Source organism: Streptococcus mitis, assembly GCF_946190375.1.
In the GTDB taxonomy this organism is placed as follows: Bacteria; Bacillota; Bacilli; order Lactobacillales; family Streptococcaceae; genus Streptococcus; species Streptococcus mitis_CJ.
The window spans coordinates 18,342-43,979 of the sequence record NZ_CAMIAF010000006.1 but is presented as its reverse complement, the minus strand read 5'-3'; the positions used below and the strand labels follow the sequence as shown (position 1 = coordinate 43,979).

27 protein-coding genes are annotated in these 25,638 nt (G+C 41.5%); 2 read left to right on the top strand and 25 right to left on the bottom strand.

Annotated elements, in window-relative coordinates:
- From N8M09_RS03975 to N8M09_RS03895, 17 genes are all read right to left on the bottom strand, one after another.
- On the bottom strand, nt 1-2,397 hold the full coding sequence (locus tag N8M09_RS03975; protein ID WP_261063956.1) for a primosomal protein N': 2,397 nt from the start codon (nt 2,395-2,397) through the stop codon (nt 1-3).
- 65 nt (nt 2,398-2,462) lie between these two features.
- Nucleotides 2,463-2,777, bottom strand: coding sequence for a DNA-directed RNA polymerase subunit omega (gene rpoZ, locus N8M09_RS03970; RefSeq protein ID WP_000979235.1), 315 nt, complete (start codon nt 2,775-2,777; stop codon nt 2,463-2,465).
- A gap of 24 nt (nt 2,778-2,801) precedes the next feature.
- Nucleotides 2,802-3,428 carry a guanylate kinase gene (gmk, locus tag N8M09_RS03965; protein ID WP_261063954.1) on the bottom strand — a complete coding sequence of 209 codons (627 nt, stop codon included), beginning with the start codon at nt 3,426-3,428 and terminating at the stop codon, nt 2,802-2,804.
- Nucleotides 3,429-3,557: 129 nt separating this feature from the next.
- Complete coding sequence (locus tag N8M09_RS03960) at nt 3,558-5,171, bottom strand: ribonuclease Y (protein ID WP_261063952.1); 1,614 nt, start codon at nt 5,169-5,171, stop codon at nt 3,558-3,560.
- A 203-nt stretch (nt 5,172-5,374) separates the two neighbouring features.
- Nucleotides 5,375-5,629, bottom strand: coding sequence for a Txe/YoeB family addiction module toxin (locus N8M09_RS03955; RefSeq protein ID WP_261063950.1), 255 nt, complete (start codon nt 5,627-5,629; stop codon nt 5,375-5,377).
- 3 nt (nt 5,630-5,632) lie between these two features.
- Nucleotides 5,633-5,887 (bottom strand): type II toxin-antitoxin system Phd/YefM family antitoxin, encoded by a 255-nt coding sequence (locus N8M09_RS03950; protein WP_000388572.1) that lies wholly within the window; start codon nt 5,885-5,887, stop codon nt 5,633-5,635.
- Between the two features lie 131 nt (nt 5,888-6,018).
- Nucleotides 6,019-7,116 carry a nucleotidyltransferase gene (locus N8M09_RS03945; RefSeq protein ID WP_261063948.1) on the bottom strand — a complete coding sequence of 366 codons (1,098 nt, stop codon included), beginning with the start codon at nt 7,114-7,116 and terminating at the stop codon, nt 6,019-6,021.
- Nucleotides 7,117-7,125: 9 nt separating this feature from the next.
- Nucleotides 7,126-7,866 carry a class I SAM-dependent DNA methyltransferase gene (locus N8M09_RS03940; RefSeq protein WP_314726048.1) on the bottom strand — a complete coding sequence of 247 codons (741 nt, stop codon included), beginning with the start codon at nt 7,864-7,866 and terminating at the stop codon, nt 7,126-7,128.
- Nucleotides 7,867-8,072: 206 nt separating this feature from the next.
- Nucleotides 8,073-8,426 (bottom strand): ribosome silencing factor, encoded by a 354-nt coding sequence (gene rsfS / locus N8M09_RS03935; RefSeq protein ID WP_045604793.1) that lies wholly within the window; start codon nt 8,424-8,426, stop codon nt 8,073-8,075.
- 11 nt (nt 8,427-8,437) lie between these two features.
- Nucleotides 8,438-8,938 carry a cysteine hydrolase family protein gene (locus N8M09_RS03930; RefSeq protein WP_078237884.1) on the bottom strand — a complete coding sequence of 167 codons (501 nt, stop codon included), beginning with the start codon at nt 8,936-8,938 and terminating at the stop codon, nt 8,438-8,440.
- On the bottom strand, nt 8,939-9,532 hold the full coding sequence (gene yqeK / locus N8M09_RS03925; protein WP_261063945.1) for a bis(5'-nucleosyl)-tetraphosphatase (symmetrical) YqeK: 594 nt from the start codon (nt 9,530-9,532) through the stop codon (nt 8,939-8,941). It lies immediately after the preceding gene.
- Nucleotides 9,532-10,161 (bottom strand): nicotinate-nucleotide adenylyltransferase, encoded by a 630-nt coding sequence (locus N8M09_RS03920; RefSeq protein ID WP_261063943.1) that lies wholly within the window; start codon nt 10,159-10,161, stop codon nt 9,532-9,534. Before N8M09_RS03920 ends, yqeK begins: the two co-directional genes overlap by 1 nt.
- Nucleotides 10,162-10,212: 51 nt before the next feature.
- Complete coding sequence (yhbY, locus tag N8M09_RS03915; protein WP_000060169.1) at nt 10,213-10,524, bottom strand: ribosome assembly RNA-binding protein YhbY; 312 nt, start codon at nt 10,522-10,524, stop codon at nt 10,213-10,215.
- 213 nt (nt 10,525-10,737) lie between these two features.
- A complete protein-coding gene (gene yqeH, locus N8M09_RS03910) occupies nt 10,738-11,844 on the bottom strand; it encodes a ribosome biogenesis GTPase YqeH (RefSeq protein WP_261063941.1) in 1,107 nt (368 codons plus the stop codon).
- A 2-nt stretch (nt 11,845-11,846) separates the two neighbouring features.
- Nucleotides 11,847-12,374, bottom strand: coding sequence for a YqeG family HAD IIIA-type phosphatase (locus tag N8M09_RS03905; protein ID WP_261063939.1), 528 nt, complete (start codon nt 12,372-12,374; stop codon nt 11,847-11,849).
- A 16-nt stretch (nt 12,375-12,390) separates the two neighbouring features.
- Entirely contained in the window at nt 12,391-13,296 is a 906-nt protein-coding gene (locus N8M09_RS03900) for a magnesium transporter CorA family protein (protein ID WP_023943579.1), read from the bottom strand.
- Nucleotides 13,297-13,347: 51 nt separating this feature from the next.
- Complete coding sequence (locus N8M09_RS03895) at nt 13,348-13,914, bottom strand: mechanosensitive ion channel family protein (protein ID WP_261063936.1); 567 nt, start codon at nt 13,912-13,914, stop codon at nt 13,348-13,350.
- Between the two features lie 151 nt (nt 13,915-14,065).
- Between N8M09_RS03895 and sstT the strand changes: the two genes are divergently transcribed.
- Together sstT and N8M09_RS03885 are read left to right on the top strand one after the other, a co-directional pair.
- Nucleotides 14,066-15,271, top strand: coding sequence for a serine/threonine transporter SstT (gene sstT, locus N8M09_RS03890; RefSeq protein WP_261063934.1), 1,206 nt, complete (start codon nt 14,066-14,068; stop codon nt 15,269-15,271).
- Between the two features lie 67 nt (nt 15,272-15,338).
- Nucleotides 15,339-16,292: an aromatic acid exporter family protein gene (locus N8M09_RS03885; RefSeq protein WP_261063932.1), complete on the top strand. Its 954-nt coding sequence runs from the start codon at nt 15,339-15,341 to the stop codon at nt 16,290-16,292.
- 181 nt (nt 16,293-16,473) lie between these two features.
- On the opposite strand, the gene asp5 is transcribed toward N8M09_RS03885, so the two are convergent.
- The 8 genes from asp5 to asp1 are packed head-to-tail and all read right to left on the bottom strand — an operon-like array spanning nt 16,474 to nt 25,636.
- The gene (asp5, locus tag N8M09_RS03880) at nt 16,474-16,698 is read right to left on the bottom strand and encodes an accessory Sec system protein Asp5 (protein ID WP_000569974.1); all 225 of its coding nucleotides are present in this window, start codon (nt 16,696-16,698) and stop codon (nt 16,474-16,476) included.
- Between the two features lie 4 nt (nt 16,699-16,702).
- Nucleotides 16,703-16,882 carry an accessory Sec system protein Asp4 gene (gene asp4, locus N8M09_RS03875; RefSeq protein ID WP_001287962.1) on the bottom strand — a complete coding sequence of 60 codons (180 nt, stop codon included), beginning with the start codon at nt 16,880-16,882 and terminating at the stop codon, nt 16,703-16,705.
- A 1-nt stretch (nt 16,883) separates the two neighbouring features.
- The gene (gene gtfB / locus N8M09_RS03870; RefSeq protein ID WP_261063931.1) at nt 16,884-18,221 is read right to left on the bottom strand and encodes an accessory Sec system glycosylation chaperone GtfB; all 1,338 of its coding nucleotides are present in this window, start codon (nt 18,219-18,221) and stop codon (nt 16,884-16,886) included.
- Nucleotides 18,214-19,725: an accessory Sec system glycosyltransferase GtfA gene (gene gtfA, locus N8M09_RS03865; protein WP_261063929.1), complete on the bottom strand. Its 1,512-nt coding sequence runs from the start codon at nt 19,723-19,725 to the stop codon at nt 18,214-18,216. The genes gtfB and gtfA overlap by 8 nt, the downstream gene beginning before the upstream one ends.
- A gap of 12 nt (nt 19,726-19,737) precedes the next feature.
- Nucleotides 19,738-22,110 carry an accessory Sec system translocase SecA2 gene (gene secA2, locus N8M09_RS03860; protein WP_261063927.1) on the bottom strand — a complete coding sequence of 791 codons (2,373 nt, stop codon included), beginning with the start codon at nt 22,108-22,110 and terminating at the stop codon, nt 19,738-19,740.
- Nucleotides 22,103-22,543 carry an accessory Sec system protein Asp3 gene (gene asp3 / locus N8M09_RS03855; protein ID WP_261063926.1) on the bottom strand — a complete coding sequence of 147 codons (441 nt, stop codon included), beginning with the start codon at nt 22,541-22,543 and terminating at the stop codon, nt 22,103-22,105. The genes secA2 and asp3 overlap by 8 nt, the downstream gene beginning before the upstream one ends.
- Nucleotides 22,543-24,072, bottom strand: a complete 1,530-nt coding sequence (gene asp2 / locus N8M09_RS03850; protein WP_261063923.1) for an accessory Sec system protein Asp2 — start codon at nt 24,070-24,072, stop codon at nt 22,543-22,545. Before asp2 ends, asp3 begins: the two co-directional genes overlap by 1 nt.
- Nucleotides 24,056-25,636: an accessory Sec system protein Asp1 gene (gene asp1, locus N8M09_RS03845; protein WP_261063921.1), complete on the bottom strand. Its 1,581-nt coding sequence runs from the start codon at nt 25,634-25,636 to the stop codon at nt 24,056-24,058. The genes asp2 and asp1 overlap by 17 nt, the downstream gene beginning before the upstream one ends.
- Nucleotides 25,637-25,638: the final 2 nt, after the last annotated feature.

Sequence of the window (25,638 nt, the reverse complement as noted above, 5' to 3'; positions counted from 1 at the left end):
TTATAAAAATTGCTGCGGCTCATGGTCAATGCTGAGACGGAGCTCACTATTTTCCCGTTCTTGAGTCAAGGCCAAGACCTGGTTGAGGGTTGGCCCCAGCTCATCTTCTAAACGGTATTTAATTAAAATCTGGTAATGATAGAGGTTGTGGGTACGAGCAATCGGTTTTGGCGTCGGCCCAAAGATGTTACTGGTTTCGGACAAACCTGACCGCAAAATATTCATGACTTCATAAGCACGTTTGACCACCTCTTCTTCTTTCTTGTGTGAAAGGGTAATGCCAATCGTGAAATAATAGGGCGGATAGCCAAGTTGTCGTCTGATTCCCATTTCATAAGCGTAAAAGCCTTCGTAGTCCTGATCCTTGGCAAATCGAATAGCATAGTGCTGAGGATTGTAAGACTGAATCAAGACCTGCCCAGCTTTTTCAGCACGTCCTGCCCGACCTGCCACCTGAGTCAAAAGCTGGAAGGTTCTTTCAGAAGAACGGAAATCAGGTAGATTCAAGGCTGTATCCGCATTTAGAACTCCGACTAAGGTCACATTGGGAAAATCCAATCCCTTGGCAATCATCTGAGTACCTAGTAAAATATCCGCTTCTCCTCGTCCAAACTGGTCTAATAGGGCTTGATGACTGCCTTTCTTACGAGTCGTGTCCACATCCATCCGCAAAATACGGGCCTGGGGAAAGAGTTCTGCCAGCTCGTCATAAGCCTTCTGAGTTCCTGTCCCATAATAACGAATACTGCGACTCTTACAGTTAGGACAGACCTGAGGAATATCCTTCGAAAAGCCACAATAATGGCAGTTCATGGTCTTGGTATCCATGTGCAAGGTCAAGGAAATGTCACAGTTGGGACAAGTATCCACCGTCCCACACTCCCGACACATAACAAAGCTAGAATAACCACGACGATTTAGCATGAGAACCACCTGCTCTTTTTTAGCCAGACGGTCTTGGATGGCTTCTAGCAAAGGTGGCGTAAAGTTTGACGTCTCATTGTGCCCGATATAGTCCCGAAAGTCAATCACTTGAACCTCAGGGATCCTAGCTAAAGGATTGGCGCGTTGGGTCAGACGTAAATGTTGATAGACGCCTTTTCCAGCTCGCGCACGGCTTTCCAGACTAGGAGTTGCTGAACCAAGCACCAAAGCTGCTTGATTATACTGGGACCTTAGAATAGCAACCTCTCTAGCATGGTAACGGGGATTGCTGTCCTGCTTATAAGTCGCTTCATGCTCTTCATCGATAATCATGACACCTAGATTTTTCAGCGGAGCAAAGATGGCAGATCTGGCACCCACAACAACTTGAGCATCGCCACGTTCCACTTTGCGCCATTCATCATACTTTTCACCATTGGAAAGACCTGAATGAAGAATGGCCACCTTGTCCCCAAAACGTGCTATAAAACGCTCCGTCATTTGTGGAGTCAAGGAAATCTCAGGCACCAGCAAAATAGCTGTCTTGCCCTTGTCCAAGGCTCCTTGGATAATCTGCAAGTAAACCTCCGTCTTCCCACTTCCTGTAATCCCTTGAAGGAGGAAGGGTGGCTGATGACTGCCAATCGCACTCACAACTGCATCACGCGCCTGTCTTTGCTCTGGATTCAACTCCAAAGGCTGACTTGCCTCAATGCCTTCAAAATAAGCAGCCGAGCGTTGCACTTCTTTTTGGACTATGGTCACAGCACCTTGTTCCACAAAGAAGTTGACTTGCTCTCGCGAATAGAACTCTAACAAACTAGCCAAAGAAGCACTCTCAGGATGAGACAGCAGATAGTCTCTCAGTTCTAACTTTTTCTTGGCACGTGCAGAAATCTCTACATTTTCTAATTGAGCAAGATCTACCTCATACCAAGACTGGGTCTTGACCTTCTTTTGATCAATCGCCTGATATTCTAGACCAAGCAGGCCTTTTCTAGTCAAACGCATCATTTCAGCTTGCTTACTTAAATCTAGAGAAGAAAAAGCAAGCGAATCCTCTGAACCAAACAAGCGCTCTCGGTATTCCTGACTCAGACCTGCCAGAGGATAGAGAATCTTGTCATAGCTGGAGTTCAGAAATCCTGGTAACATAGCCTTGAGGATAGAGATTTTGTAGGAGAAGACAGATTTGCGTAACTCCTCAGCCAGCCAGAGTTGTTCTTGCGTGAGAACAGGAGAAAAATCCAGCACCTCCGCAATATCTTTTAAATCTTGATTAACCTCTTCTTCATCTGGTTGGGACTCCAAACCAAGAACAATCCCTTGAATCAGGCGATTGCCCTTACCAAAAGGCACATGAACCCGCATCCCAACTTCTAGCATTCCCTCAAATTCCTCCGGAATCCTATAACTATAGGGTTGGTCCGTCTGCATCAAAGGCACATCCACAATAATCTTAGCTATAGCCATCTTCTCACCTCCTCCTTGTCAGTACATTCTTGTAATAGAAAAAATAAGATTGAGTCCCCCCAACCTTAAATTTTTTCACCATCTTCTTTTTCTTTAGCGATTTGCTCTTTGATTTTCTTTTCTTCTTCTTCTTTGCGACGTTTTTCTTCTTCGATACGGCGACGCACTGCTTCACGTTTTCCTTCTGGGTCTGGGTGAATTGTAACGTTTCCTGATTCGATTTCTTCTAAAGCGCGAAGAGTTGATTTTTCAGACTTGAAACCTTGAGTTGCTGGCGCACCTGCTTCCAATTCGTGGGCACGTTTTGCTTCCAAGATTACGAGTGAATATTTTGAAGGAACCTTGTCGAGCAAGGTATCAATAGAGGGTTTTAACATCATTTGCTTGTACCTATTTTCTAAATTTTATCGGGTAGTTGGAGATTTTGGTAACATCTCCTGATAGTGACCAATGACACGATCCACACGGAAGTGCTCTGCTTCGATCACACGTTTGACACGCTCAGCAGCTAGGGGCACCTGATCGTTGACAATCGCATAATCATACTCACGCATGAGGGCAATTTCTTCCTTGGCTTTTTCGATTCGTTGGGCAATTACTTCTGCACTGTCTGTTCCACGTCCTACCAAACGATCTTGCAATTCATCCAAATCTGGTGGTGTCAGGAAGATAAAGACAGCATCTGGAACCTTTTTCTTGACCTGAAGAGCGCCCTGAACTTCAATTTCAAGGAAAACATCGATTCCCTTGTCCAAGGTTTCATTGACATAGGTCAGAGGAGTTCCATAGTAGTTGCCGACATATTCTGCGTATTCCAACATCTGTCCTTGACGAATCAGCTCTTCAAACTCTTCACGAGTACGGAAGAAATAGTCAACACCGTCCACTTCTCCAGGACGTTGTGTGCGTGTCGTCATCGATACAGAGTATTGAAATTGGTTTTCAGAACTCTCAAAAATCTCTCTTCTAACCGTTCCTTTTCCAACCCCTGAAGGACCAGAAAAAACGATTAGTAAGCCTCGGTCTGCCATTGTGTCTCCTTTTAGTCAGTCTGTGAAATAACATTTCTCTAGAATAATGGCAAAAAGCCAGATTATCCTTTACAGTCTTTCTATCTAGTGTAACAAAAAAGCAGTAATTTTTCAACTGCTCTTTCTTATTTATTTAGCATAATCTACTGCACGAAGTTCACGAATCACGGTTACCTTGATATTTCCTGGGTAATCGAGATTGTTTTCAATTTTCTCCCGAACTTTGTGAGCCAAGATTGTGACTTTGTCGTCCTTGATTTGTCCTGGATTGACCATGATGCGGATTTCACGTCCTGCTTGAAGGGCAAAGCTTGTTTGAACTCCTTCAAAACCGTTAGCAATTTCTTCCAAATCATGGAGACGCTTGATGTAGCTTTCAAGAGACTCACTACGAGCACCTGGACGTGCCGCGCTCAAAGCATCTGCTGCAGCAACGATAACTGCAATGACGCTCTCAGCTTCGACATCGCCGTGGTGGCTAGCAATCGTATTGACCACAACTGGGTGTTCCTTATATTTACGAGCCAATTCCATACCGATTTCAACGTGGCTACCTTCAACCTCACGGTCAATAGCTTTTCCGACATCGTGAAGGAATCCTGCACGACGGGCAAGTGCCGCATTTTCACCAAGTTCGCTAGCCATAATACCAGCTAATTTAGCAACCTCAATCGAATGACGCAAGACGTTTTGTCCATATGAAGTACGGAACTGCAAGCGACCCATAATCTTCATCAAGTCAGGGTGAAGGTTTGGCGCACCAATCTCATAGGCAGCAGCCTCACCATATTCACGGATTTTATTGTCAATCTCCTGACGGTTTTTCTCAACCAACTCTTCGATACGAGCTGGATGAATACGACCATCTTTGAGCAACATTTCCATAGTCATGCGGGCAATCTCGCGACGAATCGGGTCAAAACCTGACAAGGTTACCACTTCTGGTGTATCGTCGATGATCACATCGACCCCTGTCAAACTTTCAAAGGTACGAATGTTACGACCTTCACGACCAATAATGCGTCCCTTCATAGTATCATCTGGCAGATGAACTGTTGAGTTTGTTGACTCCGCTACATATTCACCAGCGATACGTTGCATAGCTTGAACCAAGATGTCCTTGGCCATTTTATCAGAACGTTCCTTGACCTCTTGCTCAGCTTCACGAATGCGGCTGGCAATCTCCTTGGTCAAGTTTTCCTCTGTCTGAGCCAAGATAATATCTCGTGCTTCTGCCTGAGACAGAGCACCAATACGCTCTAACTCTTCTTCTTTTTGTCTTTCGACTTCCTCTAATTGCTCTTCACGCGCATCAAGGTTTTTCGCTCTATCAGAAATACTTTGTTCTTTTTGTTCAAGTGTTTGTTCTTTACTCGTCAAATTGTCGTCCTTACGGTCGAGGCTAGTAGCTCTCTCTGTCAAACGACTTTCGATTTGTTTGAGTTCTTGACGTTCTGATTTGAATTCAGCGTCCACTTCTTCACGGTATTTTCTGGCTTCTTCTTTGGCCTCCAATAGTGCTTCTTTTTTAAGAGACTTGCTTTCACGTTTAGCTTCATTAACAAGTAAATCCGCTTCACGCTCAGCTTGTCCACGTAAATTAGTTGCTTCTTGTTCAGCATTTAAAAGCATCAACTCTGCAGCTTCCTGAGATGATTTCATCTTAGCTGAGATGCTGACATATCCAATGACTAAACCAATGATGACGGCAAAAACAGCAATCGCAAGCGACATGATTTCCATGTTTTTACCTCATTTTATTGTTATTCCGAATGACATACATTCTTTTACATTCTACCATAAAAAAGTGATTTTCACAAACCTAAAATAGAATATGTTTTGAGGAATTTGGTGTTTAATCAACTATAATTTATTAGTACAATCTCTATTTCTTAGAAATCGTAGTTTTAGTAGAGATTTGAGAAAAAGCCTACCTTTCAGTAGACTTAGTAATGATCTTTAAAGGACAAGAAAGCCACGCTATCTCCATCTATCATATAAATCAAGCGATTTTCTGCGTCAATACGACGTGACCAGGCTCCTTGGTAATCATATTTGAGCGACTCTGGTTTCCCTATTCCTGTAAATGGATCACGTTGAATATCCTTGATTAGTTTATTGATTCTTTTTAACGTTTTCTTGTCCTGAGTTTGCCAGTAGCAATAATCTGCCCACGCATCTTCTGTAAACTTGAGTAGCATTCATCACTCCTCAATCACATGTACCTGAGTGCTTCCAGCACGAACTTGAGCCATTCCTCGCAAAACCTTGTCTGATAACTCCTTATTTTGAGCGATTCTCAGTGTTTCCTGAATACTGTCCCATTCGCTCTTTGAAAGAACTACAATGTCCTCATCTGGATTTTTATTAACCACCGTCAAAGGCTCAAATTCATCGTTTACCTTCTTCATGTAGTCTTTTAAATGATTTCGGAACGTTGAGTAAAGAACTGCTTCCATAACCATACCTCGTTTTACCTCTTTTCCACTATTATACACAAAAAGAAAGAAATCGTCAGGAACTTGTACAAGATTTTCTTTTCTATCTATTTATTCGTAAAAAATCTCAAAAAGTCCACCTTTCGGTAGACTTAGTTTGTTTCTATTCTAATCGGTACTCTTCCAAAATTCTGCTCTGCTATACTTGGATTTCCCAGTTGGTAAATCTGGTCTGCCTTTTGAGTCATGGCATCCCAGGGTTCTTTGCCAATTCGGCTGACTAGATTGATTTGCCCTTTCAGAGACTTGAGATGTTGTCTGCCTTTTTCGGTAAAGCCAAGAACATGAATGGCTTCTGGCAGGTCACTTTCTATGGCCTGCACCAAAATATAGGCCAAGAGGCGTCTGACACGCGCCTTGGTGTAACGTTTGGTAGTCACTAACTCGACCAATTCTTCCACAGACTGGGCTGTTTTAATAGCTTCATTAATGCGCACAGCCATTTCTTGATTTATCTGATAGATGGTGGTTAGGTCTGGATTTGACAAGATTTGATAGCGGAGCAAAGGAAAATAGTCGTCCCAACTCACCTTATTAGCCTGCTCAAAGAGAGCAACAGATGGCATAAAGCGTTCTAAGAAGTCTTGGTCCTTCTGATGCTGACGAAGGGCTGTCGCCGAAGCAAAGTCCACATCCTTATCCACAGAATGGTAACCAGCCCCCTGACGCTGAATCGGATGGAGTTTGATGTTGCGTCCAGCAACCGCCTTGGCATAGGCCAGAGCAAGGACATGATTGGGCGTATTGCCTGAAAAATCAAGACCTGCAAATTCCTTCCACATGGCCTGAGTTTTCTGGGGATAGGAAAGGGAATCAGCCAGATTTTCCACAAATTGCTCCATCTCAGCACCCTGCTCTGTGTATAAGTCAGCGATTTTCTGGTAATCTAGAACTTCCTCCGTCCCAAAAGCTAGAGTATCAATACCCAAACGAGTCAAGATATCCACAGCTCCTTGGCCGAAGAAATCTGCTGCCTGAACACTGACTAAAAAGGGCAATTCTACTACCAGATCCGCTCCATTTTCCAGCGCCATCTGGGCCCGTGTCCACTTGTCAACGATAGCAGGCTCCCCACGCTGCATGAAATTCCCAGACATAGCCACGATTTTCAGTCCCTCAGCCTGCTCCAGCAGATATTTGTGGCCATTATGAAAAGGATTGAACTCCGCTATAATACCTGTGATGGTCATAGTAATCTCCTACTTCTGCGCCACAAAAAACCAACGGGTGCTTGTCTCTGTTGGCTCCTTGTCCTCAAAGTCCGCATAGAGTTTGAAAGACTTGAATCCAGCCTGTTCCAGCAAAATATCATAGGTCAGAACCTCATAAGTCCGCTCTTCATGCACTTCATCGTGGCGACTAAAAGAATCGTCAGCCTCCCTGACAAAGAAAGTCAACTCATGCACGATGGAGTGAGGAGCTGCATCCTCATAGGTATCCCAGAGCATGGCGAAATCTTCCGCATTTTCATGGTAGGAATAGCCTGGAAAAACCTCATCTGTCTGGTAGATCGAATGCACGTCAAAGATGAAAACTCCGTCTTCATTAAGAGCGTTATACACTTCCTTAAAGACGTCCCCTACTTCCACCTCATCCTGCATATAGCAGATAGAGTCCGAATAACAAGTGACAAAATCGTATTGACCTACCTTGGATAAATCCAACATATTGCCTTCAATAAAATCAATCTTTTGCTTGGCTGAAGCCGCTCTCTTCTCAGCAATCTTCAACATATCCCCACTCAAGTCAAGTCCAGTCACATCAAAACCAGCCTGAGAGAAGCGCACCGATTGAATTCCTGTCCCACAAGCCAATTCCAAGAGTTTCTTTCTCTCCTTGGTCTTAGGCAAGTGACGCAGAGAAAAATCCGTCCATTTGTCGTATAAACTATCGTCCATGACCGCATCATAGACCGCCGCAAAGGTTTCATAAGTTGCCATAATCATGATACCAAGAGCGTTAAAAGCAAGGAGAAAATAGAAAACTTTCTGCCGTATCGTCAGATACAAAGGAAGTTTATCTTTTTCTCACAGCTTTTAGCTCGTGTTCAATTTCGAAAGGAGCCAAACACGACGCTCTCTACCTTTCTATCAATTTTTCTAAAATAAGCAAATAAAACCCAGTTGACTACAACTGAGTTCATCTTCTACGCCAGAGTTTCAGATAAATCTACTGAATTCGCCTCATGCCATAGTTTTTCTAGGTTATAGTGGGCACGCATTTCTTCTGAAAAGATATGCACAACGACAGCACCAAGATCCAGCAAGACCCAACCTCCAGCTGCGTCGCCTTCGACATGACTGCCTTTAAATCCTGCTTCCGCTACTTTTTCACGGATATTATCAGCGATAGCATCCAACTGACGGCTATTCATTGAACTAGTAATAACAAAGTAATCCGTCACGCTAGTCAAATCTTGTACGTCAAGTGCGAGGATATCCTCCGCACGTTTCTCATCAGCCGCTTTCACGACTAGTTCTAGTAATTCTTTTTCGTTCATTTAGTCCTCTTTTAAAAAATATTTTTATAATCTAGGACATCTGCAAAGCGATTCTCCCAAATGTCCTCATAAAATTCATTTATCGTTTCTGCTGGAATGTCATCCCCATCAAAGGTTGTGACAGCACCTTCTGGAATAATCAGCTTATAGCCATATTCAAAGGCAACCTTGACAGAGGTATCCACACAATATTCTGTCTGCATGCCACATAAAACTAATTTTTCAATCCCCTGTTTATCCAAGTATTCTTTTAAGCCAGTTTCTTTGAAAATACTATTATACTTCTTCTGAAAGACCTTTTCATCAGGTTTTCGATTTAAAAGCGCAGATAACTGCCAATCTTCTGATGTTTGAGCTTCAGGATTCTCAATATGTTGAACATAGATAATTTCGATATTCTTACTTCTAGCATGGTTTTGTAAATAAGAAATTTTTTCCAATAGACTATTTGTCTGAAAACCGGTTTCCACTAAAATATTCTGAACATCAATGATTATAAAAGCCGTCTTCATTTAGTCCTCTTTCAAATAGTGCACAAAGGCGTTATAGGTTTCAAGGGTTTGGGGATAGATGGGAAATCCTTGATGAGCTAGATGCTCCACGGTACGAGCTGTTTCATAGGCCACCGTCTTATTGAGCGATAAACTTGCAATCTCACGTGCTACATCCACTCCTGGAAAGGCACGATTGTGCTCGATATAGTCTGCGACATAGATAACCTTATCTAGGTCTGTCATCTGACCAGCTCCGACTGTATGGATTTCAATGGCTCGCAGGATTTCTGAATCATGCAGCTCCAAATCTTCCTGAATTTTGTAAATGCCAACCATTCCATGCCAGACATTATTGCCCCAGTTTTTGAGATCAGAATCTAGCTGGTAACGGTCAATCAAATCCAGAAATTCCTGATCTGACAGCTTTTTAGCATAGTCATGAAGAAGGCCTGCTAATCCTGCTTTCTCAGTATCGACTCCAAATCGCTGAGCCAATTCTATGGCTGCACGCTCTACACCCAAGCAATGAGTTAAGCGTTTTTCAGGTAGAAGCTCTGCCATTTTTTCCAACAAAGCCTCACGGGAGCAGTTGATATAGTCTTGATAGGCCATCAGTAGAGCCCCTCCTTCTCGATATAGTCTAGCACACGCTGAGGTAGTAGAAAGTTGGGTTTCCGTCCTTGGGCAATGAAGTTACGCACCATGCTGGATGAGATATCCATGAGAGGCACATCCACCCAGATAACTGGGTAAGAAGTTCCAGCCTTGTAGCGTGGGCGCTGAACCCCCACAAACTGAACCATGTCAACCAGTTCATCAATTCGGTACCACTTAGGCAGATAGTCCACCATATCGGCACCGATGATAAAGTAATAATCCGTATCAGGATGTTGCTCTGTCAAAATCTTCATGGTGTCGTAGGTGTAGGAAATGCCCTTGCGCTCCAACTCAATGGTTTCAATGTCTAGGCCTTCGATCCCCTCAATCGCCAACTCAAGCATTTTGAGACGATGGTGTTCAGGGATGGTTTCCTTTTTATCTACGTGGGGGGGTTGATATTCCGGCATGAGCAAGACTTGATCCAGTCCTAACTGCTGGCGTACTTGGTCCGCAACGATCAGATGGGCATTGTGAACAGGGTTAAAATTCCCCCCTAAAATCCCAACTTGTTTGCGTTTTCTCTCCTTGATTTCTGGCTCCAACTCTACCTTGGTAAAGGGAGTCAATAGTTCGATTGCCATAGGCTAGTCTCCTTTATTTCTCTGTAAAAACAGTTGTTTGGAGTAGTTTTTTTAGATTTCTTTGACTTTTTTAGAAATCTTGCGATTTTCTTTTTTGCTGGATTGTTTAAACAAAATCAAAATACGGCCAATTTTTTGGACTGTATCCACACCGATTTCTTCTTCCAAGATTTCAGCTACTTCGTGAATGTTTTCATCTGTATTTTGCAAGAGCGTTACTTTAATCAATTCGCGGGCATCAAGAGCTTGACGGACGCTGGTTTTGATTTGGTCGTTAAGTCCATTTTTCCCGATTTGAATGATGGGTTTGAGGGTGTGTGCCTGACTGTTGAGGAAGGCACGTTGTTTTGATGTTAATGACATAATTTCTTTAAAAGAGTTTCTTTTTATACTTTTCTGAAGTGGTGACGGACGTCAGCAAAGTCCTTCGGACTTTCATGACTAAAATTTGAGCCTAAGGTCTCAAATTTTCCGCAGTTGGTACAATCACTTGTACCAACTGACACCACGGCGAAAAGTATTCTCTATAGGCTCGCCCTGCTCGCCCGAATTCAGATAACCCTTTCCTTTCTGTGTTTAAATAATTGCTTTTCGTGTGACGACTGCGACGCCTTCTGGTGCCCAGACGGCGACTTTGGCAGTGCCTGTTACACGGATCCACCCTAGACCTGAGATAACTAGGTCTGTCTTGTCCTTGATGGTAAATACATGCTCAACCAGTTTTGGAAAATCTTCCTTTTCCTTACTATTTGGTGGTGTCAGAAGGGTTCCTAGGTGCTTATCGTAAAAGGCACTAGCACCTTCAAGCTTAGTACGGTGGAGTTTGAGTTCATTGTCAAAGAAGGCAGTGAAACCTTGCTTTTCTCCTGATATAAAGTCAAAGCGTCCGAGTCCACCTAGAAACAGAGTTTGTTCAGGATTTAGCTGATAGGTCTTAGGCTTGATTTCCTTTTTGGGGCTGACATACTTGAAATTTTTGGCCGTCAAGTAGTGGGCCATCTGGTGACGGTGGATAATCCCTGGTGTATCGTAGATATAAGATCCGTCGTCAAGCGGAATCTCAATCTTATCCAAGGTTGTCCCTGGGAAGCGCGAAGTCGTGATGACATTCTGATCACCCGTGATTTCTTGGATAATAGCATTGATAAGAGTTGATTTTCCAACGTTGGTCACACCGACCACATAGACATCACGGCCCTTACGGTAGTGTTCAATCTTGTCAATGACTTCCTTAATGGCATGTTTGTTTTGTGCCGAAGTTATGACAACATCGACTGGACGAAGGCCTTCTTCGTGGGCACGCTCCATGAGCCACTGGCTAATCTTGCTCGGCTTAACTGACTTAGGGAGGATATCTTTTTTATTTCCTACCAAGAGAACATCGTTGCCCGATACAAAACGTGGCAAGCCTGGGATGACAGAACCATTAAAATCAAAGATATCAATGACATTGACCACTAAGGCATCACTGTCTCCCACATCGTGCAAGAGCTTGAGGAAATCATCGTCCGTCAACTGGACATCCGTGATTTCATTATAGTGGCGGAGACGGAAACAGCGTTGGCAATAGACTTCGCCAGTTTCCAAACCTTTTTCAAGTGCCGACTGGGGAGTAAATCCAAGTCCAGCCTTATCTGTCGTCTGAATGGTTGCTCCACAACCAATACAGAGAATTTCTTCCATAGTTAAATTCCTTTTTTATATGTAATCGGTCCGTACTGTTCAGTGATTTTTCGCATCACACGGCGCTCACGAGCTCGGTTAATCTGCGTTTTGATCGAGTCATGTTGGACTAAGGGCTTAACCAAGATTGAGCGGATGCCTGCACGGTGGGCTGCTCGTATATCTGTCATGAGCTGGTCGCCTACCATGACCACTTCGTTTTTATCATAGTGAAATTCCTTCATAGCACGGTCAATCCCAAATGTGAAGGGCTTCAGAGCCCAATAAACGTAGTCAATCCCAAATTTCTCAACTGCTCGTTGGACGCGTTTCTTAGTGTTATTTGAGACTACGATAATGCGAATGCCCGCGTCCCGAAGATCATGTAGCCATCGTTTCATCTCTGGAGTCCCGTCAGGGTTATTCCAAGCAATGAGAGTATTATCTAAATCCACCAAAACAGCTTTGATCCCTTGGTTTTTCAGGCTTTGGACTGTCAAATCATAAACTGCTTCTACAGCAAAGTCTGGCATGTAGTTTTCAATCACCATTTTGGCTCCTTTTCTTTTATTTTCTAGTAATTTTCTTCAGCCATTGAGATAAGGCCACCCATAAAATCAAGCTAGTCATTAAGATATAAATCCAAGCATTTGGCTCTTCTGTAAATGGTAGAGGAACATTCATTCCGAAGAAACCTGTAATAACCGCAAGTACTGCTAGTAAGACGGAGATAATAGTCAAAATTGACAAACTATCATTCAAGTTATTGTTTAGGATGTTGTTGTAAGAAGCTGAGAGTTGTTGCAAGACTTGAGAAATCAAGTCTGTCATAGACACCAACTGATGGGCTTCAATCATGGCATCATCAAACTGCTCTCGTTCGACATCATTAAATCTCCGATAAAGAGCATGGCCCTGGATATGTTCCAAGAGGAGTCGATTTTGTTTTGCTGCTGCTGTCAAGTAAACCATACCTGTCTCCAAGTCAGAGAGGGCGAAGAGATTTTTCTTTGTTGTAGTTTGACGTAGCAAGGCACTAATTTCGTCCTTACTTTTATCCATCTCTTCAATGACAGGATAATAAGCGTTACTGATAATCTCTAAACCAGCAAAGAGAAACTTGTAAATAGAAAGCGACTCATGGCTATCCAGATAAGCTGACATCTGATCAATGACATAAGCATTCTTATGGTTGCTGATGGTAATCATTCGTTGTCTTTCGACGATAAAGGTCATCGGAATCGCTTCATAATATTCTTTGTCTTTTTCTAAATCAAGAACATTATAAATAAAGGTTACCGTCTCCGTTTCGCGGTGATAATCCATGTGGGCACGCTCATTCCTATCCAGTGCGTATTCAATGGTTTCCTTGTCCAAACCATAGATTTCAGAAAGGTCCTCTAGTTTTTTCAACTTATCCAAATCTAGGTTAATCCAGGTACAACCATTGCCCAACTGTTTTTCTAAAAACATCTTCTCTCCTTTACCAAACTCTTTCTATTGTACCATAAATCTGCTAAAATTTCAGGTCTGGTCTGTCCGAGAGAAATTGCTGACGACAGTGATATTGCGATTGGGAACGAAGTGTAGAACCTGGTCTTCTCCTCTGAGTTGCGTTGTCCGAATACCGACGCTGACGACCTTGCCCGATACAGTAATAGGACCATTTGTCAAAACGACCTCATCTCCCACATCCAGTTGATGTTCAAAGAGGATGAAAAATCCATTGATGACATCAGACAGAAAGCCTTGGGCTCCCATCCCAATGGCCACCCCAGCAATCCCAGCCCCTGCCAGCAAACTCGACACTGGCAAACCTAAAATCGACAAAATGCAGTAAAGTAAAAAGAAATAAAGGGTATAATTAAACACATTTTCTAACAGACGTGAGATGGTTTTCTGACGCCCGACATCGTGGCGAGACATTTTTAGAGAAGGTTTGACAATTCTCTGCACCATGGTATGAAGCAGTTTCTTAGCTATATAAAAGAGCAAAAACAGGAATAAAAGAGAAAGTAGCTTGGTCAAGAGATTCTCGATAATCGCTGTTAGATCAAGCTTATTGAGGTAGGTTTGAATAAATTCTTGCATAGAAAACTCCTTTCATTTATTATACCATACTTTCATAAAGTGTCATTCTCCATAAATATTCAAAAATAATTTCAAAAATAGACAGAAAATTCTTGATTTTAGCTCATATTTATACTATAATCATAAACATTACACAACAAAGGAGATTGTTATGAAAAAAATCATTCATGCTTGGAATAAGGCAAGCCTGATCAAACGTATCTTGATTGGCATGCTTATTGGAGGAACTCTAGGACTGACACTTCCTAACATTTCAGGAATTGGCCTGCTCGGAGATCTCTTTGTTGGTGGCCTTAAAGCCATCGCACCAATTCTGGTCTTTGCCCTCGTTGCTAACGCCCTATCCCAACATCAAAAGGGACAAGATAGCAATATGAAAACGGTTATCTTCCTTTACTTGGTAGGAACCTTTGCCGCTGCCCTTATCGCTGTACTAGCAAGTTTCATCGTCCCTGTTGAAATTACCCTAAATAGTGCTAATACCGATATTGCCCCACCAGATGGGATTGGACAGGTCCTCAGCAACCTCTTACTCAAATTGGTTGACAATCCAGTTAATGCCCTTGTCACAGCCAACTACATCGGTATCCTCTCATGGGCAGTTGTTTTCGGGATTGCCATGAGAGAAGCCAGCAAAAATAGTAAAGAATTGCTCAAAACTATGGCTGATGTGACTTCTAAGATTGTCGAATGGATCATCAACCTAGCTCCATTTGGAATCTTAGGACTCGTATTTAAAACCATCTCTGATAAGGGAATCGGAAGCCTAGCCAACTACGGAATCTTGCTTGCCCTCTTGGTGACAACTATGTTCTTTGTGGCCCTAGTAGTCAATCCATTGATTGCCTTCCTCTTTATGAAGAGAAATCCTTATCCCCTCGTTTGGAAATGTTTGCGTGTCAGCGGTGTGACAGCCTTCTTCACTCGTAGTTCTGCGGCTAACATCCCTGTCAACATGAAACTTTGTCACGACCTTGGACTGGATCCAGATACCTATTCTGTTTCTATCCCACTTGGTTCTACTATCAACATGGCCGGGGCAGCGATTACTATTAACGTTTTGACTCTTGCTGCAGTAAATACTCTTGGAATCCCTGTTGACTTTGCAACAGCCTTTGTCCTCAGTGTAGTAGCAGCTATTTCAGCCTGTGGTGCTTCTGGTATTGCCGGAGGTTCCCTCCTTCTTATCCCAGTTGCTTGTAGCCTTTTCGGTATTTCTAACGATATTGCCATGCAAGTTGTCGGAGTTGGATTTGTCATCGGGGTCATCCAAGACTCATGTGAAACAGCCCTCAACTCGTCTACAGACGTCCTCTTTACTGCCGTTGCAGAATATGCAGCAGCCCGTAAAAAATAATCCATAAAGACAAGCCTGCTCAGGTCTTGTCTTTTACGCTTTTATTCTAACTTATTAGGAAATTCTTATGTCTATTAGCCAACGTACGACCAAGCTCATCTTAGCTACCTGCCTTGCCTGTCTTCTTGCTTATTTTCTCAATCTTTCCTCGGCAGTTTCGGCTGGAATTATCGCTCTCTTGAGCCTATCTGATACGCGTAAAAGTACCTTAAAACTGGCCCGCAATCGGCTCTTTTCCATGCTTCTAGCTCTGGCTATTGGGGTTTTGGTCTTTCACTTGAGCGGATTTCATATCTGGAGCCTCGGCCTCTATCTTGCCCTCTACGTGCCTCTAGCCTATAAGATGGGCTGGGAAATTGGCATCACACCAAGCACTGTTTTGGTCAGCCATCTCTTGGTGCAAGAGTCAACCTCACCAGACCTTCTAGTCAATGAACTCCTTCTCTTTGCTATCGGTACAGGATTTGCTTTACTAGTCAATCTCTACATGCCTTCACGAGAAGAGGAAATCCAGCACTATCACACGCTGGTAGAAGAAAAGTTAAAATATATTCTCCAGCGCTTCAAATATTATTTATCCAGAGGGGACGGACGCAACCGAGCACAGCTGGTGGAAGAATTAGACACCCTTTTGGAAGAAGCCCTCAGACTGGTCTATTTGGATCACTCTGACCACCTCTTTCACCAGACCGACTACCATATCCACTACTTTGAGATGAGACAGCGACAAAGTCGTATCCTGCGAAATATGGCCCAGCAAATCAACACCTGTCACCTAGCTGCCAGTGAAAGCCTGATCTTAGCGCAGCTCTTTTCAAAAATTGCAGGGCAACTAAGCCAGACCAATCCTGCTTCTGATTTGCTAGATGAAATCGAACGCTATCTAGAAGTCTTCCGGAACCGCAGTCTACCCAAGACAAGAGAAGAATTTGAAACCCGCGCCACCCTTCTTCAACTCCTACGCGAAGCCAAAACCTTCATCCAAGTAAAAGTTGACTTTTATCAAAAATATGGACAGTAATACTCTTCGAAAATCTCTTCAAACCACGTCAGCTTCGCCTTGCCGTAGGTATTATCTACAACCTCAAAACGGTGTTTTGAGCAACCTGCGGCTAGCTTCCTAGTTTGCTCTTTGATTTTCATTAAGTATAAAAAAGAAAACTTCAGACCAATCACAAAAGGTGAATATCTGAAGTTTTCTTTTATTTGTAAGTTATCACCATGAAGGTTAATAGTAGAACGAATAAGGCCAAACTCACCAATAAAGTAAGAACCTTTACCAAGGTGTTGCTCTGCCAGTAACTTGGTTTACCAATATTACTAGTGGCATCCATGGAAAATAGTTGATTTTGACGGGGTTGTATGGTTACCAATACAATCAAAGCAAGAGAGAGGACAATAGCTAAAACAATCAGTATTTCAATCATAGGCCTACCTCAAAATTCCCAACAAAGTAAAGAGCAAACCAATCAGAATCATCAAACCCAGTAAGAGTGAAAAAGTCTTACTAATCTTTTCCCCTCGGGTTTCTTTTTCCTTCTTGATGGGTTTTTGTTTCAACTCTTCCATGCGACCTTCAACGTCTTTGTAAAATAAATCTTCCTCTGACATATTAGCCTCCTAAAACAGTTTGCATGGTTTCCTGATATCGCACCAAGTCAACATAATTTGCATGTTGGCCTTGCTTTCCAAGTGCCTGACGCATTTGATCAACATCTGAAAGGGACAGTTTAATGATCTCAACCAAAGCAGTAACTTCACTACTTTCAAATAGATGGTCTGGAGCGATGTAAAGTCTATTGTGAACCGTCTGATTGAAGCCCAGAATCAAGAGATTGTGCTCAAAGGCCTGACGCACTGCCTGCAACAACTCATTGCTGTGGTTTATATCCAAGTAAATATCCGACAATTGATAGAGCTCCTGAATCTTCTGCGGGCTAGCATTCTGATAAAGGACCACATTAGGATAGCGAAGCATATCTAAGAGCTTAGAAGACATCTCTGTCACCGCTGCGATACGGAAGGTAACATCAGGCAAGGCTTCTACGATTGTTTCTACTTGCTCAATCTGATCGGAATTGGTCAAGATTAAGGCATCTCGTCTTAGGAAATTATCACGTTTGAACTGGTAATGATAACCCAAGTGCACAAACTGATCATGGTATTTTTCGTCAGTCAACTCTAAAGCGCGCTCATAAGTCGCCTTGTTTGGAATGATAATCTTCTTAGTACGCACATCATCGCTTTCCAAAATCAACTGCATATTGCCCGGAATAGCATCATAAAGAGGTTCCTGCCAAACTAGGATATCTGAGCCAGACTTATCTGGATGATGGAAGGAAACCAAGAAAGGAGTCGCTAAAGTATTAAAGATAAGCTGACTGGTATCTATTTCCAAATCTTGCAAAAAGAAGGTGATAAATTCAACCTTATTTGCAAAGTAACGCATGGACTGACCAGGCAAAGTCAATAAGATATCACCCGTCACATGGTTTTCAAGTAAAACTTGTTGACTGTTGACATCTTGGTAAACGGTCATAATCGGCTCACTATCTGCGCTATGGGTCGTTGTAGCAAAGCAAGCTCCGAAGCGATTGTAATGGTCAACCTGACGTACTCGACCTTCTAGGTCTTTCCAGTCTACCTTTTTAACCAAGCGAGCCTGCAAACCATCAGCATAATGAATGACGGCTCTCTCCTGTGTCATATCTTCAATGCGAGCAGACTGATTATTGCCTGAAATTTCCCAAAAAGCTGGAACAGGAACTTGGTTGAAATAGAGAGGTTTTCCCTTTTCATAGCCTAGATAATAGGTAAAAGGAGAAACCAGACCATCAGGCAGAAAACCATCTGCATCGATGACCACTCCAAGTTGAGACAGTCCAGTAGCGACTAGACTTTCATGTAAATCTCGACTTTCCTGACTATAACGATCATAAAGTTCAATCATGGAGCACCTCCTCTACTGTTTTTTTCCACTTTTCTAAAATTTCTTTGGTTAAGAAACCTTCGGCAATTTGGTAAGAATGGGCACGCATATCCGCCAAACGATTTTCTTGATACAGTTGGCAAATCTTAGCTGCATAAGCTTGCTTGATTTGGTCTTCTACATGGTCAGATGAACTTGGAATTAAATAACCATTTTTCCCATCTTCTATAAAGGTCTGATTACCATAAGGCACATCAAAACCAATTAGAGGTAGACCTGAACCAATAGCTTCCATCAAGGTCAAACCAAATCCTTCACTGGTTGAAGCCGTCAAGTAGACCTCATACCGGCTATAAATCTGCGAAAGTTCCGCATGACCCTTGAGCTGGATATAGTCTTCTGCCTTATGACTAGCAATAATTTCTCGAAGAAGAGAATCTTCTCCACCGCTCCCATAAATATCAAAAGTTAGTTCCGGTATTTCCTTACGAGCCTCAATGACCGCCTTGACCAACCAGTCAATGTGTTTTTCTTTGGCAAGACGTGAAGCCGTAATCAATGAAAATGGCTTACGTCCCTGACTTGACTCAGTTAAAGCATCGATGCTGCCTACAGGAATGGTAACAATCTTTGGACGATGCTGAGTATATTTGGCAAATTGCTCCTGCAACACTTCATTTTGTCTGTCAGTTGATACGATAAAGAAATCAACCTTATCCGCATTGGTAAACTGATAGTCATAATAGTTGTTCCAAAGGATATAATTCTCGTTTGTAGCATTTTCACTATAATGTTCCGCATGAACAACTACCGCTAGATGCGCTACTTGTGCTTCTTCAAACACAACCTGTCCAATGCCTGTCTCTCTATCAAGAATGACCAAATCAGACTTGTTCAAATTCAAGGATTTCATAAAAGCATGCATAAAGGCTTGCTTTCCATAGAAAATCTTATCCTTGAAACGATAAACTTCTTCCTTCCCTTGATTCATCAAAATATCATAGGCTGGAGTTCCGTCCTCATTATAAAAAGTTCGTTGATATAGGACTGCAACATTGTCCTTGGGAGCAAAGTATTCGCTACAATAACGCGTATAAGAAAAGTAATCCTTACGAATCAGTTTTCCTTTAAAGACATACTCGGCATGTTGAACCAAGTCCTTGTCCTCATCCACCAAATAACAGGTTACAAACTTATCTTGGTCAGAAAAGAAGACACGCAAGACCTTACCATTCTTTTCTCTACGGCTTTCCACACCGCCGAAAATAGCCAGGACATCATCCACTGTCACGCTAGTAGGTGCAATCTTGATGTCTGTAAAATGATTATAAAGCCAGATCACTTGATCATCATCAAAACCAATATTGGCTGTTAAGTGCTGAATATTATCGGCTAAAATCATATCTGTAAAGATAAACTTAGAGGACAGATTTAATTTCCGAAAAACACCAGCACGATAGGCTTGGGCGTATTCAACACCACTACTAGCCCAGCCAAGTCCTAAATTTATATTGTAAATTGTCATATTTTCCTCTTTTTATGGGAAATGAGTCATAATCTCACCCTTAGGAGTGACTTCAACCAAGCCCATCAGGAGATTACGCACCATATCCGCACGGATTTGTTCTTTCATGGCTTCAAAGCCTGCATAGGCTTCTTGATAATACTCTACGATTGGATTTTTCTGACTAGCAGACTGACCACCGATAGCCATGGATAACTGTTGTAGATAGTCTACCTGCTCAACCCAGTTGTCATCAATAGCCTTGAGCATAGAAAGTCGTAAAAACTGTTCATATAAGCCATGTTCCTCAAGCAATTCTTTCTTTTCAGAAAGTTCTTTATCAATCACCTGCTTCATAAAGCTACGAACTGCAGTCTTGTCAGTCACATCTATATGATCTGGAACTTCTTTAATATGAAAACTAATATTGGTCACGATAAAGTGGAAGAGTAACTCTCGGCTTTCATATTCTGAAGAAGTCACTTGATCTATGTAACTAGCAATGATTTCCTCTACAACATCCTCTAAGTCACGAGAACCATCTATTAGACGATTGCGCTCCTTGTAAATCATATCCCGTTGAATATTCATACTTTCAGCATATTCTAGAGTCTGACGACGTGCTGAACGTCCAGCACTATCACTAGCATGCTGAGCCTTTTCGACTAGCCTTCGGTATTTACGACCTTTCAATACTTCTGGTTGAGTCATATCTTGAACCTGATAATCTTTGTACTTTTTATGAACCCAAGATGGACCAAATTTCTTGATAACATCGTCCTCCAAGGATACAAAAAACTTACTCATACCAGGATCTCCCTGACGACCAGATCGTCCACGAATTTGTAGGTCGATCCGCTGACTTTCCATCCGCTCAGTCCCAATAACAATCAAGCCACCGAGCTCTGCGACTCCTTTACCAAGCTTGATATCCGTACCACGTCCTGCCATAGAGGTGGCCACTGTCACAGCCCCCATCTGACCTGACTCGGAGATAATCTGAGCCTCACGCGCCGCATTATTAGCATTTAGGACATTATGGGCAATCCCTTCACGAAGCAAGAGTGACGAATAAAGCTGAGACATCTCAACTGAGCCTACAAAAACGAGTAAGGGATTTCCCTTAGCATGGTATTCCTTGATGTACTCCAAAGACGCATACACTTTTTCAGGTAAAGTGACGTATAGATTATCTGGATAGTCAATCCGTTGTCTAGGACGATTGGTTGGAATGCGCACTACAGACATATTGTAGGTTTCAATAAACTCTTTTTCTGCAACCTTACCTGTCCCTGTCATACCAGATATCTTATTGAACATTTTAAAAAGACTCTGATAGGTAATCGAGGCCATAGCTCGCGTCTCTGGAGATAATTTAACATGTTCCTTAGCTTCAATAGCCTGATGAAGACCTCCTTGAAGTTTAGTTTGTTCCAACAAACGACCTGTTCCCTTATCTACCAGTACCATCTCATTCCCACGAATGACATAGTCCTTGTCTTTTGTATAGAGCTTGTGGGCTCGTATAGCATATACTAAATGGCGAGCAAAAACCGCATGTTCTTCCTTGTAAAAATGATCTATTCCTAAAAAGCTTTCAGCAGCTTTAGCACCCTTGGTAGTGAGCCAAATCTCATCCTTCTCCTCTTTAAAGATATAGTCCTCCCCTTCTACCAAAGTTGTTACCAGCGTATCAATAATACCATAGTGGTTAGACTGAACCCGAGGAGCACCTGCAATGATAAGAGGTGTCTGAGCGCTATCCAATAGGATATCATCAATCTCGTCAATAATAACATAATCAAAAGGACGTAAAAACTTCCCTTCCTCATTTGAGGCCAGATTATCATTTAAGTAATCAAAACCCAAATTATTATTGGTGGTGTAAATGATATCAGAAGCATAAATCTTTTTTTTCTTTTCTGGCGTCAATTCCTCTTTTGGATCATCAGTTAAAGGTACCCCGATTGTCAATCCTAAGAAGCGATACACTTGTCCCATTTCCTCGGCATCGCGTTTGGCTAGATAGTCATTGGTGGTAATCAGCATGGTTCCTTTACCTGTCAGGGCATTGAGATAAACAGGCATAGTGGCTGTTAAAGTTTTCCCTTCACCAGTATTCATCTCAGCGACATTCCCCTGATGGATAACAATTCCTCCCATGACTTGGACATCATAGGGAAACATTCCCAGTACTCGCTTATCCGCTTCACGAACAACTGCAAAAGCTTCCACTAGAAGATCATCTACCGTCTCTCCTTTAGCAAAGCGCTGACGAAACTCCACTGTTTTTGCCGCTAGTTCCTGGTCTGATAGAGACTCCATCTTTCCTTTAAGGGCATTAATCTTTCTTAAAATTCTTTTGACTTTCCGAAGTTGAAAATCTTGATATATACCTTTAAACACGATTCGTCTCCTTAATAGAAAAAGAATAGAAATCTAAGGACTCAAAACCAGCACTCAGAAGGGAAACTTGGTAGGTATAGGTATCATCCGGATAGGTAAAATCAAAGACCTTCGTTTTTTCAATTTTTTCTTCAATCACATCCCCATATCTATCAAAAAATACAATCTTTGTATAGACTCCATTTGTAGGAAGACATTCAAAATTCATGCATAATTGATAATCCTGTTTTCTTTTAAGTAAGGGGAGACTGGGCTGTGTCCTGGAGGCTTGATAGTTTACACTAGAATCCCAACTTCTGATTACTACTCCAGAACGTACCAAAGGGTTATAAATACTGATGCATTTGTTAGTATGGTATGAAACCTTCGTACCATACATATAAGTGCTAGCAATCTCTCCCCACCCAATATCTTCTCGTTGTTTGATAATCACTATCTACTCCTTCCGAAATCTTCTAGAACCATGTTATAAAAATGCAAGAACCACAAAACATTGGTATTAGTATCATCATTGTGTCGACCCACTGTTCCTCTAGATAATATCTTAGCTCCAGTATTGCATAGATGAGATACTAATTGTTCATAGGCTTGACTATCCATATCCTCATCCTTCATATAAGATAAGCCAAAAGTTGTCATTGAGAAATCAGCTTGTTTAAAGACATTCCAAAAACGCTGGTCTAGTTGTAACATATGTTGTGAACTAACACCTCCTGTCTGATGTCTTAGAGCATCAAATGATGTGTCAAATACCCCCGGTGCCTCTAAACGCCCACGTCTAGCTATAGTTCCAATATTAGCAAGAGGCTTACCTACAATAATAGCATGAGGTTCAAAGGAAGCACCATAATAAAGGGATGGAAATGTTCCCATAGAGAGGCCTGATAAAATTAAATCTTTAGATGTTAAACCAAGATAATCCAAGTAGTATTGAATTGTTTGTTTTACCTTATTTTCTAATTCATCACTTCCTAAGTAAAAAGCACCTCCTTGTAGACGGGGATCTGAAAACAAGATAAAAGGACAGCCAAGATTTTTCATCATCCAATATCCCTCAAATCCTTCTGCAGGGCGAAAACCTGCAAAATAGACAGCCAAGGGAGGTTTAAAATCGCCTGGATGGAAGAAATAATTAATTTCATCACGTTTACTATCATGTATGATATTTCCACCTAACACAAACTTCCCGAACTGTTTGCGACTCCATCTCTTATGAAGATTTCCTAATTGAAGTTTTCCATTACCACGCCCTTCAATCGATACAAATAAAAAGTAATTAGCATTCTTACTATCTAGGATAATAGCTTTTTCTAAATCAGCTTCTGAATAGACTTCCTCTTCAAAAAAGTCATCCACTGAACCATCCCATATCTTACGAATTACCAATCTAAATTCACAATCGCCTTGTTTTTCGTACTCTAACCATAATTCAATAGGCAAATTTTTACCAACCAAAACATTATAGGACCAATAAGCCAGTTGAGAAAAAGTATCACCAAATTCTCCTTCCAAACTCACATATTCGAATCCTTGATAGGAAATAGCTCCTTCAAAGGAAGGATTAACTTGAATACTATATGGGAATAACTTATCACCATATCCCCCACCAAAGAGAGAAGTTGATAAATCATTGAGTAATTCCTGGGGATCCGAAAAATCTACAGCCTGAGCACACCTCTTTTTTAAGCAATCAAGAATACCCAAATCTGTCGTTTGAAAATCTTGACTATAAAGTAAAGTATAGGGCTCAATATGATGAATAAAAGGCAATAAATCCGATAAATACTGACCATCCTCTATTAAGATAGCATGAAAACTGGTTATCTCTTCCATTTCCATCATTTTACGGAGGGCTAGCGGTGAATTGGGGCAAAAATAATACCAATCCATATTTTCAGGAATTTCATAATGATGAGCCCAATTATCAATCCCTATCTGTAGGATTTTATAGTCCTTTGACATCTGTAACCTCCTCAAGCCAACGATGCAATTTATCTAAGAATCGTTGTCCAGTATGTTCTTTGATTTTATCAATAGAGTATACTAGGGCTTGATTCCACTCTTTTAGTTTATCTGTATAGTAATGTGCAGCCTTGGAAAATTCTATCACATCTGAAATCAAATAACCATTTTTCAAATGTTCCACATAGACTGTTTCAACTTGATTAATCTGAGGAATTCCCGCACTAATACCTGCGATTTGAGTATAGAGATGGGGTTGTTTATTCAAATCCACAATCAAACGAACAAACTCGAGAGTCTTAATCAGATCCAATTCATCATTCATATTGACGAATTGAAAACGTAGTTCCTGCTCCTGATTTTCTTCTAAAGGATTTTCTGCCCCACCATAGTCTACTCCTTTTTCTAAACTATCAGTATGGATTTGTTCCTGAATGATTTCATTGACAAGAATTTCCACCTCTTCCATTTGATTCTGACTAGCAGAAAAGGCTCCAAAAATAACTTCTGTGTCTTTGGTTTCAGCAATAAATGATAAGACCTCAAATAGGGCTTGTCTGTCAATTCCTTCAGAAAAATCTAATTGATAGTAAATAATCGACTCCTTCCGAGTCTGACTTCGACCTAGTCGTAAACGCGTATCAAAAGGAGAGAGATGATAAAATTTATCCGATAGTTTAGGATATAGTTCCTGCAAAAGTTGTAAACTATCCTCTCTATCCACCAATACTACATCTACCTGATCAAATGATGGAGCTAAATCTTTAAAACTAGCTTGAGAATTCCGGTTAATAAAAAGACTCAAAATTTTAGCAGTGTCACTTGGTAGGCAACTGAAGATAAATTGGTCATGATGAGGATGAGAAGGAATGATAAAAATATCCTGTTTTTTCTGTTGCTTTTGCAAATATTTGTCAAAATATTCTGCGATTAGTTGACTCATATCAGTGTAGTGAAGCTGTTTAAAACGATAACCAAATATTGGATTTACCTCTACTCGTCCTCCCTCGTTTAAATACTCCCTAAATCTCCAGATACCTTTAGGATCCAAGTAGTCTTGATAGGTAGGCTGTCCATTATCAAAATAAATAACACTCGATACAAAGCCACGATCATCCATGATATAATTCTTACTCATCTGTCCATCGAAATCAAAATATTGGATCTCAGTAATAAAGCCTTCTACACCATGTTCTACCTTAGCATACTTTTTGCCATTTTTCTGAACCACTATTGCAAATGGACTGTAAAGAAATTGACAATCACTATCCCACTCTATATCTCTTATATTAAGGACCTGGGTGTGTATATCATGCAAGTCTTGCATGTCATCAAAGATAGAATAGACTTCTGTCTCTAAAACACCGTGTCTATGTAAAAAATAACGCAAATGTGGCTGATAGGCTAATACTAATAGCCTTGATGGTATTTCTTGTCTTTGAAAAAGCCTAATTTGATTGAATGTGTCATCAAATTCAAATCTAAAATAAGAACGATACCATGGATTCAAATCAACATGCCATTGACGAGTTGAACCATACCAAGCTGGAATAAAATAATACATAA